The organism is Paraburkholderia sp. 22098, from assembly GCF_052045935.1.
GTDB lineage: Bacteria > Pseudomonadota > Gammaproteobacteria > Burkholderiales > Burkholderiaceae > Paraburkholderia > Paraburkholderia caledonica.
Genome location: NZ_JBQEPV010000001.1, coordinates 99,459 through 114,682 on the forward strand (window position 1 = coordinate 99,459; position 15,224 = coordinate 114,682).

A 15,224-nucleotide genomic window follows, 5' to 3' on the forward strand; every position below is an offset into this window, starting at 1 on the left:
AGAATGCAAAGAAAACGGCACCGCGGTGCCGTTTTTTTGTACTCAGAAGTCGATGCGCGCGTTCAATGACAGCGTGCGAGGATCGCCCGGCGTCACGTAATCGGCGTATTGGTACTCCCAATAGCGGCGGTTGAGCAGATTGTCGATTGCCGCGCGGAACGTCACGTCATAGCCGGCGATGCGGGTCGCGTAGCTCGCGCCCAGATTCACCAGCAAATAGCCCGGCGCATTCAGATTGTCCGCCGGACGCACATTGGTGTTGCCCGTGAACTTCGCGTCCGCGCCGATGCGCAGCCCCGGCACGTACGGCACCGAGTAAGTCGCATGGCCGGCAACCACAAACTGCGGCGCGCCCGCCACGCGGTTGCCGTTATTGGCCGCGCCGCGCTCGTACTTCGTGTTGATCCACATCAGGTCGCCGCCCACGTTCCAGTTGCGGCCGAGACGCACATCGCCACCCATCTCGACACCCTGGAAGATCGACTCGCCGTCTTGCGTATAGACGTTCGCACTATTCGCATAGGCCGCGCCGCGCTCGATGCGGAACAAGGCAGCCGTCGCGCTCCAGCGTCCCTGCTCGGTTTTGACGCCCACTTCGTATTGCTTGCTGCGCAAAGGCTTGAGCAGTTCACCGCGATTCGCATACGTATCGCCGACGACGGTGCCCGCTTCGAGCGACTCGACATAGCTCGTGTACAACGTCGTGGTCGGCGCGAGCTTGAACATCAGCGCGACGGTAGGCGTCAAAACGCCGTTCTGGCTATAGGTCGAGGTCGTCGCGCCGGCCGTCGAGTAACCGTGCTGCTCGTAGTTCGTGTAACGCACGCCGCCGAGTACCGACCAGCGCTGCGTCAACGCGATCGTATCGCTGGCAAAGAGCGCTTTCTGCGTGATGTCGCTGTCGCGGTATGTGTAGTAGTTGGACGCGCCGCCGAACGTGTTGGTGTTCGGCTGGTAGATGTTGCCCGTGCCAATCTGGCCGAAGAAGCTGTTCGCACCGTAGTCGTTCGTCTGACGCTGATAGGCTGCGCCAAATACCAGTTGATGCTGGAAGGGTCCCGTCTTCACGTGGCCTTCCGCCGACACCTGCCACAGGCTCAGTTGATGGCCTTCCTTGCCGGCGAAGCGGCTGTCGGTGTAATCGCCCGCGCCGTTCAGCAGGTAGTACGTGCTTTCGTTGCGGTCACGCGAACTCTTGCTGTAGCTGTAGCTTGCGTTGAGCGTCCAGTCCGGGCCGAGGTTGTACTGCAGGCCGGCGGTGTAAAGCTGCAGATTGGTGTTCAGATGCTGGTCGGGACCGGAAAGGTCGCCGGTGCCGCCGCTTATCGTGTGCGGCAGACCAGTGCCGGTGTATTGCGCCGTCGAGATCGCGCCCGTAATGCCGGTCGAATGGCGCTCCTGATATAACGCGCCGAAGGTCGCCTTCAGGTCGCGCGTGATGCGGGCGTCAAGTGCGACTGAAACCGAATCGCGCCGCACGTTGCCGTCGTTATAGGTTTTGCCTTCCTCGTGTGTGGCGTTCAGGCGATAGCCGAACATGCCGTCCGGACCCACGCGACCGCCAAGGTCCGCGTGCTCGGTCCATACACCGTCGGTGTAGTAGCCGACGTCGACGCTGCGTACTGGCGTCGTCGAGACGGGCGGCTTTTTCGTCACGTAGTTGACGACGCCGCCGGGCGCGCCGAATCCGTACATGAAGCCGGTCAACCCTTTGAGCAGTTCCACTTTTTCGAGTTGCTCGTAGGGCATCGTGATGCCATAGCTGTTGAACGGCATGCCGTCGATCTTGAATCCCGACTGCCAGTCGAGCTGCATGCCGCGCACGGTCAGATACGTGGCCCACGCGTTGTAGGCGTTGCCGTTGTCGGATACGGAGGCGTCGGTGGCAAACACGTCGCCGAGTTTGGACGGCTGGCGATCCTGCAACTCTTCACTGGTCACGACGGTGGTCGAAAACGGCGTATCGAGTTGCGAGCGGGTGCCGAGTGCGCCGCTGCCGACGTCCTCTTTCAGATGCTGGGCGGTGTCGTGTGCCGCCGTGACCTTGACGGCCGGCAACGCGTTTTCACCGCTCTCCGAAGACGCGACTGGCGGCGGCACCTGCTGCGCCAGCGCGGCCTGACTTGCTGTTAATGCCAGGCACGCGGCCCAGTGCAACCGGTGCATTGCGCGACTCTTTCGTGAACGTCCTACCCCGCTGTGTTTCTTCATTGTCGATCCCGTTTCTCTATCTCATTTCATCAAATGAGAATCATTACTATTTGTACGGGACGGGATAATGCCGAAAAACTTCGCCAATTGTAAGGGTGAAGATGCGACATTTTGTCGCAGGCACGCTGTGAGGTGCCTTCGCAAGCCTTACCGGGCGCGGCATCGCGCACCGGTTAGTCGAGCCGCCCGGAACGCGATCAACGCCGCTGACCCGCCGAACTTTCAAGGAACTTGCGGCTTACGACACGCATCGCATAAGATGCGAACAATTCCCATTTACAACTTTGCTACCGCTGTGATCCGTCGTCTGCAACTCCGCTTCGCGTTTCCGGTACGCCCATGAGGCGCCAGCTCGTCCGTCTGCATCGCTGGTTTGGTGTCGCCACTGCGCTGTTCCTGTTCGTCGCGGGACTGACCGGCGCGATCATCGCGTGGGATCACGAGCTCGATGCCGCGCTCAATCCTTCGTTTTTCAAGGCGCGCACCGAAGGGCCGGCTCTGTCCGGCCTGGAACTCGCGCGACGCGTCGAAGCCGCCGATCCGCGCTTGCAAGTGACGTATCTGCCGCTCGCGGCAGAGCCCGGTCATACGCTGCAGATGATGGTGCTTCCGCGCACCGATCCCGTCACGCGTGAGCCGTACAAGCTCGACTTCAACCAGATCGCCGTCGATCCCGCCACCGGCAAGATTCAGGGTCAGCGGCAGTGGGGCGCATTTTCGCTTGCGAGGATCGACCTGATTCCGTTCATCTACAAGCTGCACTACACGCTGCATTTGCCGTTCACCGGCGGCATCGACGTAGGCGTCTGGCTGATGGGCATCGTCGGGATCGTCTGGCTGTTCGATAGCGCAATTGCGCTGTGCCTGTCGTTTCCGAACCTCAATGCGTGGCGCAAGTCGTTCGCGTTTCGTTTCGGGCGCGGCGGCTACGCGCTCACGTTCGACTTGCACCGCTCGGGCGGCGTGTGGATCTGGGGACTGCTGATGATCGTCGCGGTGACGTCGGTGTCGATGAACCTCGCGTCACCCGTTGTGCGTCCCATCGTCTCGATGTTTTCGACGCTCACGCCGGACCCGATCAACAACCCGGAAATTCTTCGCGCGCCGAAGCCCGGCGACAGCCTGCTCACCCGCGAGCGCGTCCTGCAATTGGCGCAAGAAGCCGGCAAAACGCAGCACCTGCAAGCGCCTCCGGGGGGCATCTATTACGCGGAATTCCTGCATGCGTACGGCGTCGGTTTCTATGAGACCGGCAACGATCACGGCGACATGGGCCTCGGCAACCCGTGGATGTACTGGGACGCGGCAACCGGCAAGCTGCTCGGCCAGCAGATTCCGGGCAGAGGCACAGCGGGCGACGTCTTCATGCAGGTGCAGTTTCCGCTGCACTCGGGACGCATCCTCGGCCTTGGCGGGCGGATCGTGATTAGCGCAGTCGGCATCGCGGTCGCCGTGCTGAGCGCGACCGGGCTGCTGATCTGGCTGAAGAAGCTGAATGCGCGCCGCCGCTCATCGCAGAACGCGCAGAGAATGCACAAAGCGCCAGTGACCAGGGACGCCGGCAGAGCACCGGCAAGTCCTGAGCCAAACGTCGCGCCCGAATAAACCGGTACCTGTGCGCAGCGGCAAATGAAGCGGAGCTTCACTAAAGGATGCCGCTGCGGCAAGCCCTCACCCGTTTCTAACGGAACACCACCGTCTTGCTACCGTTCAGCACCACGCGGTGCTCGACATGCCATTTCACCGCACGCGCCAGCGTCACGCATTCGACGTCGCGGCCGATCGCCGTCAACTGCTCCGGCGTCATGCTGTGGTCCACGCGCTCAACTTCCTGCTCGATGATCGGACCTTCGTCCAGATCGGTCGTCACATAATGCGCCGTTGCGCCGATCAACTTCACGCCGCGATCGAACGCCTGGTAATAGGGCTTCGCACCCTTGAAGCTCGGCAGAAACGAGTGATGAATGTTGATTGCGCGACCCGCAAGCGCTTCGCACAGCTTCGGCGACAGAATCTGCATGTAGCGCGCGAGCACGACGAGATCCGCCTGATGCTCGTCGATCACTTCGAGCACGCGCGCTTCCTGCGCGGCCTTCGCTTCGGGCGTGCCGCCCAGCAGCGGGAAATGATGAAACGGAATGTCATAGCTCGCTGCGAGCTGATAAAACTCCTTGTGGTTCGAGATGATCGCCGGAATCTCGATGTTCAGCTGACCGGTACGGTAGCGGAACAGCAGGTCGTTCAGGCAATGCCCGATTTTCGAAACCATGATGACGACGCGCGGCTTCACCGATGCATCGTGCAATTCCCAGCTCATGCCGAACTGCTCGGCGAGCGCCCCGAAGGACACACGCAGCGCCTCGAGCCCCGGATCGCCGCCCACCTGCTGAAAATGCACGCGCATGAAGAACTCGCCGGTGCGGCTGTCGCCGAACTGTGCGGAGTCGAGAATATTGCTGCCACGCTCGAACAGAAAGCCCGACACGGCGTGAACAATGCCGGGCCGATCGGCGCACGACAGTTTGAGGATAAAGCTGTGATCGGTCGACATGACCTGGGTGACTCCCTTCTTCAATGCGTGGTTTGTTCGGTGTTGCTGTATGGTGTGCGGCGCAAGGCGCTTTGGCAAGGTCCGCGATGACGTGCTTACGCGAGCACGGGCGGCGCGAACAACGCTTCGATTCCCGCGCATGCCTCTTCGTCGATCCAGCGGCGGCGCAGCAGGCAATCCAGCGTGGCAAGACTCGCGTCGACCGTCATTGCGCCTTCCTCGATCCAGCGCGCCACTTCGTCGATGCGCGCAAGCCGGTGCTCGCCGACTTCGCCGTCCTGATTGCGCGGCGCGAAGTCCGCCGGCAGCGCGAGGTCGTAGATAAAGATCTGTTCGGCCTGGGTGCCTTCGGGCAGCGATTGCAACACATACGCAGTGCGGCCCGCCACCGCCCGCACGGCAATCTCTTCCGGAATGCCGGCTTCTTCCCAGCACTCCTTGACGATCGTCGCCTCGACGCCGAAACCCCAACCGATTCCGCCCGCCACTACGTTATCGAGCATGCCGGGATCGGTCGCCTTCGTGTCGCTGCGGCGCGCGATCCATAATTTCGGCGCGCCGCCGTCCGCATATTCTACGACGCCGTTCAGATGCACCGCGTAGGTCAGCGTGCCGAAAAAGCGCGACGCCGCACGTTCGATGTAGGCGAGCGGCGGCGCGTCGAACGCATTGCGGATCGCATAGGTCTCGTTGCGCCAGCCGGGAATGCGGCCTTCGGCGGCAAGCGCGCCGATCACCGAACCGAGCGCCGCGCTCCGCAAATCAACGGTGTTGAACGACGGCGCGAGGTTCACGCGCGCATCGTCGATGTCGAATACGTCGGGCCAACGCGCGAGCAATCGCACATCGCTCGAACGAATCCAGCCGACCTGGTCGCTGTCGATGTAGAACGGCAGGTGCGCAGCAACGTCGAAGCGGCGCGCGGCAATGAGGCAAGGCAAACTCATTCGAAACTCCAAACTGTCGGCGGCAAGCGGTGGCAAACGGCGGTGAGTCAGATCAGTCACGCAACGCGACTCGAATCCCGATCGCAATGAAGGTGGCGCCGGCAAGCCGGTCGAGCCACACGCCCACACGCGGCCGGCGCTTCAACCACCCGCCGATAATCCCTGCACACACGCCAAACAGAGAAAACACCGCCACGGTCTGCAACATGAAAAGCGCGCCGAGTTCGAGCATTTGCACGGTGACGCTTTGCGCGCCGTGCGGCTGCACGAATTGCGGCAGAAATACGATAAAGAACAGCGTCACCTTCGGATTGAGCAGATTGCCGAGCACGCTTTGGCGGAACACGGCCATCAATGGTTGCGGCGCACGTTCGTGTGCGGTCGCGAGGCCCTGGCTGCGCAGCGCCTTGACGCCGATCCAGACGAGATACGCCGCGCCGGCCAGCTTGATCGCCTGGAAAGCGAACGGCGAGGAGCGCAGCAGCGCTGCCACGCCGAGTGCGGCGAGCGTCGTGTGAAACGTGATGCCCGCGGCAAAGCCGAGCGCGGCCACGAGACCAGCCGCACGGCCCTGCGAGATGCCGCGCGCGAGCACTTGCAGATTGTCCGGACCGGGCGCCATCGTGATCGCAATCGACGTGGCAAGGAACAACATGAAGTTGGGCATCGTTGTTACGTTCCTTATTGCACAGGATGAAGCGCGCAGCGGCGAGTTTGCCGCGCGCTCAATGACCGTCGAAACTCGTCACCGTATAGAGCGACAGCCCGCCGTCGGCGAGCAGTTTCGAGCCGCCGAGTTCAGGCAAGTCGATAATCGCCGCACCTTCCACGACGATCGCGCCGAGCCGCTCGAGCAGAATCTTGCCGGCCATCATCGTGCCGCCGGTTGCGATCAGATCGTCGATGATCACCACGCGGTCGCCCGGCTTGCACGCGTCTTCGTGAATCTCGACGGTGGCCGTGCCGTATTCGAGTTCATAAGATTGCGACGCGCGCTTGTAGGGCAGTTTGCCCTCCTTACGAATCGGAATGAAGCCCAGATTCAACTCATACGCAAGAATTGGCCCGATGATGAAACCACGCGCATCGAGCCCGGCAATGTAGTCGAGCTTCGCGTCGATATAACGCTGCACGAACAGGTCGATCAGCACCCGCAGCGACTTCGGCTCCTGAAGCAGCGGCGTGATGTCGCGGAACTGCACGCCGGCCTGAGGCCAGTCGGGCACGGTGCGAATATGACTCTTGATGTAGTCGGCCGCATCGAGCGGCGCGCTCGCGAGCGCGTTTGACATGATGTCTCCGGATGGACCTCGACAGGTCCAATGAAAAGCTGAATTGGTGCAGCCGCACGAACCGTGCAGCAATCGCTACGCCGCGGCGGCGCCCGCGCGGCGGTGTTTCGAGAGCCGCTCCTCGGCCTGCGCCAACTGTTCGGGCAAGCCGCGCAACACGACAATGTCGCTCGCGCGCAGCTTGGTGGACGGGTCCGGCTCCACGCCGCGAATGCCGTGACGGCGAATCGCCGTCACTTCGACACCCAGTTCGTACAGACCCAGGTCCGCGAGCGTACGGCCAACCGCGTCGGCGTTCTCGTCGACCGGGACCGATTGTAGCCGCACCTGTTCGTGGCCGTCGTCGTCGTCCATGTCGTCGGCGCCGTGGAAATAGCCGCGCAGCAGCGCATAACGTTCGTCGCGCATTTCTTCCACGCGGCGCACCACGCGGCGCATCGGTATGCCCATCACGACCAGCGTGTGCGAAGCGAGCATCAGGCTCCCCTCTACGATTTCGGGAATCACCTCTGTCGCGCCGGCGGCCAGCAGCTTTTCCAGATCGGCGTCGTCGACGGTACGAACGATCACCGGCAGCGTCGGTTCCAGTTCGTGGATGTTGTGCAGCACGCGTAATGCCGACGGCGTGTTCGCATACGTGATCGCGATCGCCGCGGCGCGATGGATGCCGGCCGCGAGCAGCGATTCGCGGCGGCCCGCATCGCCGAACACGACAGACTCGCCCGCGGCGGCTGCCGCCTGCACGCGGTCCGGGTCGAGGTCCAGCGCGACATACGACAAACCTTCGTGTTCGAGCATGCGCGCAAGGTTCTGCCCGGAGCGCCCGTAGCCGCAGATGATCACGTGGCCGCTTTGCTTCAGGCTCTGCGTGGCGATGCGCGTCATTTGCAACGACTGCATCATCCATTCAGTCGAAGACAGCCGCAGCACGATACGGTCCGCGTTCTGGATCAGGAACGGCGCGGCGAGCATCGAGAGCAGCATCGCCGCAAGAATTGCCTGCAGCAGCGTGGCGTCGACGAGATGTTTGTCGAGAATCAGATTCAGCAGCACGAAGCCGAACTCGCCCGCTTGCGCGAGGCCGATACCCGTGCGCATGGCGACGCCCGGCGACGCGCCGAACAGACGCGAAAGGCCCGTGATCATGACAGCCTTCAACAGGATCGGACCAATCAGGAAGCCGAGCACGATCAGCGGATGCTCCCAGATCACGCGCGGATTCAGCAGCATGCCGGTTGTGACGAAGAACAGCCCGAGCAGCACGTCGCGAAACGGCTTGATGTCTTCTTCCACCTGATGCCGGTACGGCGTTTCCGCGATCAACATGCCTGCGATGAACGCGCCCAGCGCGAGCGACAGCCCGAACTTGTCCGTGATGAACGCCGAGCCGAGCGTCACGAGCAGCAGATTGAGAATGAACAGTTCCTGCGAGCGTCGCCGCGCGACCACATTGAACCAGCGCGTCATGAAACGCTGTCCGACGATCAGCAGCAGCGACAAAGCGACGACGATCTTGATGGCCGCGACGCCGAGCGCGTTGACGAGGTCTTTCGAATCGCCGCCCAGCGCCGAGATAATGATCAGCAGCGGCACCACTGCGAGATCCTGGAAAAGGAGCACACCGAAGATATTGCGGCCATGCTCGGTTTCTATCTCGAGCCGCTCCGCGAGCATCTTGCTGACAATCGCCGTCGACGACATCGCCAGCGCGCCGCCGAGCGCAACGCTCGCTTGCCATTTGATATGCACCCAACGCTCGAACACGAAACCGAGCGTGACCGCGATCGCGATCGTGCCCAACACCTGCAATAGACCAAGACCGAACACGAGCCGGCGCATGGAGCGCAGCTTCGCGAGCGAAAACTCGAGGCCGATCGAAAACATCAGGAACACGACGCCGAACTCCGCGAGGTTCTGCGCGCCCACGGAATCGGGAACGAGGCCCAACGCATTCGGCCCAACGACGATGCCGACGCTCAGATAGCCGAGCATCGGCGGAAGATTCAGAAAGCGAAAAATCACCACGCCCGCGACCGAGGCCAGCAGCAGGAAAAGCGTCATTTCGAGCGGGGAAATCATCGGCAAAAACGCATGAGTGAAGCGTCCTCGTTCGTCAGCGGAACCGCGCACGCAACACGCCGTGCGACAAAGTTGAGGGGCCGTTATAGGGGGCGATAAAGCGGCCGTTGAAGGGGCCGATGAAGGCAGCGGCTTTGCACAGCAGGCCCGGCGCGGCGAACAAGCGCCTTTGCTATACTTCGCGAATGATAGCGAAAATCAATGGCGACCGGGCACTTGCGCTCGCTCGTGACGTGCTCGACATCGAAGCGGACGCCGTGCGCGCGCTTCGCGATCAACTCGACGGCGCCTTCGTCGGCGCGGTCGAACTCATCATGGGTTGCCGCGGGCGCGTTGTGGTCTCGGGCATCGGCAAATCCGGGCATGTGGCCCGCAAGCTCGCGGCCACGTTGGCCAGCACCGGCACACCGGCGTTCTTCGTGCATCCTGCTGAAGCGAGTCATGGCGATCTCGGCATGGTCACCGCCGACGACGTATTTCTCGCGTTGTCCAATTCCGGCGAAACCGAAGAACTCGTGGCAATTCTGCCGCTCATCAAGCGGATCGGCGCAAAGCTGATTGCAATGACCGGCCGCCCGTCGTCGAGCCTCGCGAAACTGGCCGACGTCCATCTGAATTCTGCCGTAGCGAAAGAAGCCTGTCCGATGAATCTTGCGCCTACAGCGAGCACCACGGCGGCGCTCGCGCTCGGCGACGCGCTCGCGGTCGCCGTGCTCGACGCGCGTGGCTTCGGCCGCGACGACTTTGCGCGCTCGCATCCGGGCGGCGCACTCGGTCGGCGCCTGCTTACTTATGTCAGCGACGTCATGCGCACGGGCGACCAGGTGCCGAAGGTCACGCCCGAAGCGACCGTTCGCGACGCGTTGTTCCAGTTGACGGCCAAGCGCATGGGCATGACCGCGATCGTCGATAGCGAAGACCGCGTGAAGGGCATTTTCACCGACGGCGACTTGCGCCGCGTGCTGGAGCGTGACGGCGATTTTCGCGCGCTGTCGATCGCTTCGGTCATGACTGCCGACCCGCGCACCATCGGCCCGGATCATCTCGCAGTGGAAGCCGTGGAACTGATGGAGCGCCATCGCATCAATCAGATGCTGGTCGTCGACGAAGCGGGCAAGCTCATCGGCGCACTCAACATGCACGACCTGTTCTCGAAAAAGGTGATCTGATGGCCGTCGCGCCCCCTACCGCTACCGAACGCGCAAGCCGCGTGAAGCTGATGATTTTCGACGTCGACGGCGTACTGACCGACGGCGGGCTGCTCTTCACGGCGGAAGGCGACACGATGAAGGCTTTCAATTCCATGGACGGCCACGGCATGAAGCTGCTGCGCCAGGCCGGCATTGAAACGGCGATCATCACCGGGCGCAAGTCGGGCATCGTCGCCGCGCGCGCGAAAGAAATGCATATCACGCACGTGTATCAGGGCATCGAGAACAAGCCGCAGGCGTTCGCGGAGTTGCTCCAGGCGACCGGCATGAGTGCGGAACAATGCGGCTACATGGGCGACGACTGGGTCGATCTCGGCGTGATGCTGAAGGTCGGCTTCGCGGCCGCACCGGCTAATTCGCATCCTGAAGTGATTGCGCGAGCCCACTGGGTCAGCGAGGCGCGCGGCGGCCACGGCGCGGCCCGCGAAGTGTGCGACACGCTGTTGCGCGCCCAGCACAAGTACGAGGCGCTGCTCGCAGCCGCCTGTAGCGGCGAACAGCGGGGCCTCGTCGGATGAATCAGTTTCGCCTGACTTCGCTGATCCCGCTCGTCGCGATGGCCGCTCTCGCGGGCATCACGTGGTGGCTTCTGCAAGCCACGTTGCCGCGGCAAAACGAAGGTGCGGTGCGTCCGAAGGAGCACACGCCCGACTACTTCGCCGACAACTTTTCGGTTTCCGAACTCGATCAGTCGGGCTCGACGCAATATCGCCTGACCGCGCAGTCGCTCGTTCACTACGAAGACGACGAACTGAGCGATCTCGTTAAGCCCGCGATGCGCGCGTTCCAGCCGGGCAAGCCGATCGTCACTGCAACCGGCGATACCGGCAAGGTCAACGGTGACGCGTCCATCGTCGACCTGTATGGCAACGCACGCATCCTGCGCGCGCCAGGCTATGGCGACCCGCAGATGCAAGCCGATTCCGAGCATTTCCGCGTGCTGGTCAACGACGATGTGATCGAGACGGAAAAGCCGGTTAAACTTCAGCGCGGCGTCTCCGTAATGACTGCCAGCGGCATGAACTACAACAACGTCACCCGGGTGATGCAGCTCTTCGGCAATGTGAAAGGCGCGATCGCCGCGTCCGACGCCGGCGGCAGCTCGCCCAAGTAACCCGGGTAAATCCATTCCAGGCGTGACTGCATGAACGAATCGTTCCCCCGTTTTCATACCGGCCGCTCGCGAACCCTGTCCGCGTGCCGCGCCGGACTTGCTGCGCTGATTATCGCGTTGCCGCTCGCCGGCTTCGCGCCGCTTGCGCACGCAGACCGCGCCGACAAGGACAAGCCGCTCAATATCGAAGCGGACAACATGACTTACGACGACCTCAAACAGGTCAACATCTTCACCGGCCATGTGGTCGCGACCAAAGGCACGATCGTGATCAAGGCCGACCGTGTCGACGTGACGCAAGACCCGCAGGGCTATCAGTACGCAACCGGCACCTCGACCGGCGGCAATCTGTCGTATTTCCGTCAGAAGCGCGAAGGTCTCGATGAATACATCGAAGGCACGGCCGTTCGTATCGACTACGACGGCAAGCAGGACCTGACCACCCTCACCACGAATGCGACCGTCAAGCGTCTGCAAGGCCTTTCCACGGTGATGGACCAGGTGCACGGCAGCGTCATTACATATGACGGCCAAAAGGACTTCTATACCGCGAAGGCAGGCAAGGACGTCGCGGGACCGGGCAACCCGAGCGGCCGTGTGCGCGCGATGCTTTCGCCGCGTAACGGCGGCGCGGCGCCGCTGAACGGTGCGTCGGCCACGCTCGCGCCGTCCACCACGATTCAGGGAGCGCCGAATCAGTGAGCACCTCCGCGTCCCTCCCCAATCGCAAGCCGGCCGGCACCAGTAGTTCGCTGGTCGTACGCAATCTGAAGAAGCGCTACGGTTCCCGCACAGTCGTCAAAGACGTCTCGCTCGACGTGAAAAGCGGCGAAGTGGTCGGGCTGCTCGGGCCGAACGGCGCGGGCAAGACCACGTCGTTTTATATGATCGTCGGCCTCGTGCCGCTCGACGCAGGCGAAATCGATCTGGACGGCAAGTCCATCAGCTTGTTGCCGATCCACAAGCGTGCTTCGCTCGGGCTCTCGTATCTGCCGCAGGAAGCTTCGGTGTTCCGCAAGCTTTCCGTCGAGCAGAATATTCGCGCGGTGCTGGAATTGCAGCACGAAGACAACGGCAAGCGCCTCACAAAAGACGCAATCACGAGCCGCGTGGAAGCTTTGCTGGACGAGCTGCAAATCTCGCATTTGCGCGACAATCCTGCGTTGTCGCTGTCGGGCGGTGAACGCCGCCGGGTGGAAATCGCGCGGGCGCTCGCCACCAATCCGAGCTTCATTCTGCTGGACGAGCCGTTCGCGGGCGTCGATCCGATTGCGGTGCTCGAAATCCAGAAGATCGTTAAATTTCTGAAGCAACGCAATATTGGTGTGCTAATCACCGACCACAACGTGCGTGAAACGCTCGGTATCTGCGATCACGCCTACATCATCAGCGACGGCAGCGTGCTGGCCGCCGGCGCGCCGAGCGAAATCATCGAAAACGAAAGCGTGCGGCGCGTCTATCTGGGCGAGCATTTCCGCATGTAAGTGCTCGCGGGAATCGGCGGCGCCACGCGCGTTTGCCGATTCTTCGGTGGCAAGCGCCCGGGCCTGCTCCTGTCGCGGGCGGCCCGCTCCCGGCGTCGCCGGGAGCGGCGCAGCGTAATTGCGAATTCGCAAGGTATCGCGGTCGTGGCAAACTCTCTACAATGAATCTGAACTTGCCATGAAAGCCAGCCTCCAACTCCGCCTATCGCAGCATCTTGCGTTGACCCCGCAACTGCAGCAGTCCATCCGGCTGCTTCAGCTGTCCACGCTCGAACTGCAGCAGGAAGTGGCAACCGCGATCTCGCAGAATCCGCTCCTCGAGAACGAGGACGACTGGATCGCGAGCCCGCTTCGCGTGGCGGCCGACGGTTCGCTGATTACCCAGGCGCCCAGTTCGTCGGCGCCACCCGACCAGATGGGCGGCAACGGCTCGTCATCGTCCAGCAGCAGTGAGCGCGCGGAAAACGGCGAGCCGCAAGGCGTAGACGAGTACAACGGCCTTTCGGGCGACAGCAACGGCGACGCGTCGCAATGGAATCTCGACGACTACGGCCGCTCCGGCAACGCCTCCGACGACGACGATCTACCCCCGCTGCAAATTCACGAATCGAGTACTTCGCTGCGCGATCACCTGATGGCGCAATTGCGCGTTACGCAGGCTGGTCAGCGTGACCGGGCGCTGATCACCTTCCTGATCGAGTCGCTAGACGACGACGGCTACCTTGCCGCCACGCTCGACGAAGTGCTCGCGGATCTGCCCGAAGAACTCGAAGTCGACCTCGACGAACTGAATGCCGCGCTCGCGCTGCTGCATAGCTTCGACCCGGCGGGCGTAGGCGCACGCTCCGCCTCCGAGTGTCTCAAGCTGCAACTATTGCGGCTGCCGCCCTCGCCCACGCGAACGCTCGCGCTCGAAATTGTTGCCCATTATCTGGAACTGCTGGCCGCACGCGATTTCACGCGTCTGCGCAAGCATCTGAAAGCAAACGACGACGACCTGCGCGACGCGCACATGCTGATCCGCTCGCTCGAACCGTTCCCCGGCGCAGCGTACGGCAAGGCCGAAGCGGACTACGTGGTGCCGGACATCATGGTGCGCAAGACTGCCCAAGGTTGGCAGGCTGAACTCAATCCCGAAGTGGTCCCGAAGCTGCGCATCAATCACCTGTACGCCAATATTCTGCGCAACAACCGCGGCGATCCGGGCAGCGGTTCGTTGCGCCAGCAACTGCAGGAAGCGCGCTGGCTCATCAAGAATATTCAGCAACGTTTCGAAACAATCCTGCGCGTCGCGCAGGCCATTGTGGAGCGCCAGAAGAGCTTTTTTGTGCACGGCGAAATTGCTATGCGCCCCTTGGTTTTGCGGGAAATTGCTGATACGCTGGGCCTACACGAGTCGACTGTCTCGCGTGTGACAACCGGTAAGTACATGCTCACCCCGTTCGGGACGCTAGAGTTCAAGTACTTCTTCGGATCGCATGTTTCGACAGACACGGGCGGCGCGGCCTCTTCCACGGCCATTCGCGCGCTCATCAAGCAACTGATAGGAGCGGAAAACGCAAAAACGCCTCTTTCAGACAGCCGCATAGCCGAACTGCTGGCGGAACAGGGCTTCGTGGTCGCACGGCGCACCGTCGCGAAGTATCGCGAAGCACTCAGGATTCCGGCAGTCAACCTGCGCAAGTCTCTGTAGCCCGTCGCCTTCCGTGGCGGGCATTTACCGGCCGCTCCGCAAGTTGGCGGGCAGGCCGGCCGATGCGACCTGCCAGAAGTCAGTCACCGGGGGGCGACTCAGGCAAGCCGACAGATCGACCGGACCTACGTCATCGTGCGGACCAAGCGGCCATTAGCTTGGAGAAGCACTATGAATCTGCAGATCAGTGGACACCACCTCGAAGTAACGCCTGCGTTGCGCGAATACGTGATCACCAAACTGGATAGGGTGCTAAGACATTTCGATCAGGTCATCGACGGCAGTGTGGTCCTCTCGGTCGACAACCACAAGGAAAAGGACAAGCGGCAAAAGGTTGAAATCAACCTGCATCTGAAGGGCAAGGACATTTTTGTCGAGAGCTGTGACAGCGACCTCTACGCTGCGATCGATCTCATGATCGACAAGCTCGACCGGCAGGTGATACGTCACAAGGATCGCCTACAAGGCCATCAGCACGAAGCGATCAAGTATCAACCGGCGCCGCAACTTGACGTGCCGCCGCAGTAAGCGAAATTAGAAGACTTACTTCATTTCGCTTCACCTCAACCGCCCGCATTCGGGCGGTTTTTCGTTGGGATTCCGGTTGGTTTGCCGAATGCTTGTCGATTGCTTGCCGATTGC

At 62.1% G+C, this 15,224-nt stretch carries 14 protein-coding genes; 8 read left to right on the forward strand and 6 right to left on the reverse strand.

What is annotated here, in order from left to right; all coding sequences use genetic code 11:
- Window positions 1-42: 42 nt before the first annotated feature.
- Window positions 43-2,166 carry a TonB-dependent siderophore receptor gene (locus ACTJLB_RS00425; RefSeq protein WP_440782106.1) on the reverse strand — a complete coding sequence of 708 codons (2,124 nt, stop codon included), beginning with the start codon at window positions 2,164-2,166 and terminating at the stop codon, window positions 43-45.
- 384 nt (window positions 2,167-2,550) lie between these two features.
- On the opposite strand from ACTJLB_RS00425, the gene ACTJLB_RS00430 reads away from it, so the two are divergent.
- Entirely contained in the window at window positions 2,551-3,816 is a 1,266-nt protein-coding gene (locus ACTJLB_RS00430) for a PepSY-associated TM helix domain-containing protein (protein ID WP_440782107.1), read from the forward strand.
- Window positions 3,817-3,892: 76 nt separating this feature from the next.
- Here ACTJLB_RS00430 and purU read toward each other — a convergent pair whose 3' ends face one another.
- The 5 genes from purU to ACTJLB_RS00455 form a co-directional block, all read right to left on the reverse strand.
- Complete coding sequence (purU, locus tag ACTJLB_RS00435) at window positions 3,893-4,762, reverse strand: formyltetrahydrofolate deformylase (protein WP_020066956.1); 870 nt, start codon at window positions 4,760-4,762, stop codon at window positions 3,893-3,895.
- A gap of 95 nt (window positions 4,763-4,857) precedes the next feature.
- Window positions 4,858-5,709 carry an NUDIX hydrolase gene (locus tag ACTJLB_RS00440; RefSeq protein ID WP_088173170.1) on the reverse strand — a complete coding sequence of 284 codons (852 nt, stop codon included), beginning with the start codon at window positions 5,707-5,709 and terminating at the stop codon, window positions 4,858-4,860.
- 52 nt (window positions 5,710-5,761) lie between these two features.
- On the reverse strand, window positions 5,762-6,376 hold the full coding sequence (locus ACTJLB_RS00445; RefSeq protein WP_027804459.1) for a LysE family translocator: 615 nt from the start codon (window positions 6,374-6,376) through the stop codon (window positions 5,762-5,764).
- A gap of 58 nt (window positions 6,377-6,434) precedes the next feature.
- Complete coding sequence (locus ACTJLB_RS00450; protein ID WP_027777807.1) at window positions 6,435-7,001, reverse strand: adenine phosphoribosyltransferase; 567 nt, start codon at window positions 6,999-7,001, stop codon at window positions 6,435-6,437.
- Window positions 7,002-7,076: 75 nt separating this feature from the next.
- Entirely contained in the window at window positions 7,077-9,080 is a 2,004-nt protein-coding gene (locus tag ACTJLB_RS00455) for a monovalent cation:proton antiporter family protein (RefSeq protein WP_027804460.1), read from the reverse strand.
- A gap of 185 nt (window positions 9,081-9,265) precedes the next feature.
- Between ACTJLB_RS00455 and kdsD the strand changes: the two genes are divergently transcribed.
- The 7 genes from kdsD to hpf all read left to right on the forward strand — a co-directional run bounded on the left by kdsD (window position 9,266) and on the right by hpf (window position 15,110).
- Entirely contained in the window at window positions 9,266-10,249 is a 984-nt protein-coding gene (kdsD, locus tag ACTJLB_RS00460) for an arabinose 5-phosphate isomerase KdsD (protein WP_027804461.1), read from the forward strand.
- Window positions 10,249-10,809, forward strand: coding sequence for a KdsC family phosphatase (locus tag ACTJLB_RS00465; RefSeq protein WP_020066962.1), 561 nt, complete (start codon window positions 10,249-10,251; stop codon window positions 10,807-10,809). Before kdsD ends, ACTJLB_RS00465 begins: the two co-directional genes overlap by 1 nt.
- Window positions 10,806-11,405, forward strand: coding sequence for an LPS export ABC transporter periplasmic protein LptC (lptC, locus tag ACTJLB_RS00470; RefSeq protein ID WP_020066963.1), 600 nt, complete (start codon window positions 10,806-10,808; stop codon window positions 11,403-11,405). The genes ACTJLB_RS00465 and lptC overlap by 4 nt, the downstream gene beginning before the upstream one ends.
- A gap of 30 nt (window positions 11,406-11,435) precedes the next feature.
- The gene (gene lptA / locus ACTJLB_RS00475; RefSeq protein ID WP_310356667.1) at window positions 11,436-12,107 is read left to right on the forward strand and encodes a lipopolysaccharide transport periplasmic protein LptA; all 672 of its coding nucleotides are present in this window, start codon (window positions 11,436-11,438) and stop codon (window positions 12,105-12,107) included.
- Window positions 12,104-12,889: an LPS export ABC transporter ATP-binding protein gene (lptB, locus tag ACTJLB_RS00480; protein ID WP_020066965.1), complete on the forward strand. Its 786-nt coding sequence runs from the start codon at window positions 12,104-12,106 to the stop codon at window positions 12,887-12,889. Before lptA ends, lptB begins: the two co-directional genes overlap by 4 nt.
- A 178-nt stretch (window positions 12,890-13,067) precedes the next feature.
- Entirely contained in the window at window positions 13,068-14,582 is a 1,515-nt protein-coding gene (locus tag ACTJLB_RS00485; protein WP_020066966.1) for an RNA polymerase factor sigma-54, read from the forward strand.
- 171 nt (window positions 14,583-14,753) lie between these two features.
- A complete protein-coding gene (gene hpf, locus ACTJLB_RS00490) occupies window positions 14,754-15,110 on the forward strand; it encodes a ribosome hibernation-promoting factor, HPF/YfiA family (RefSeq protein ID WP_020066967.1) in 357 nt (118 codons plus the stop codon).
- Window positions 15,111-15,224 lie beyond the last annotated feature (114 nt).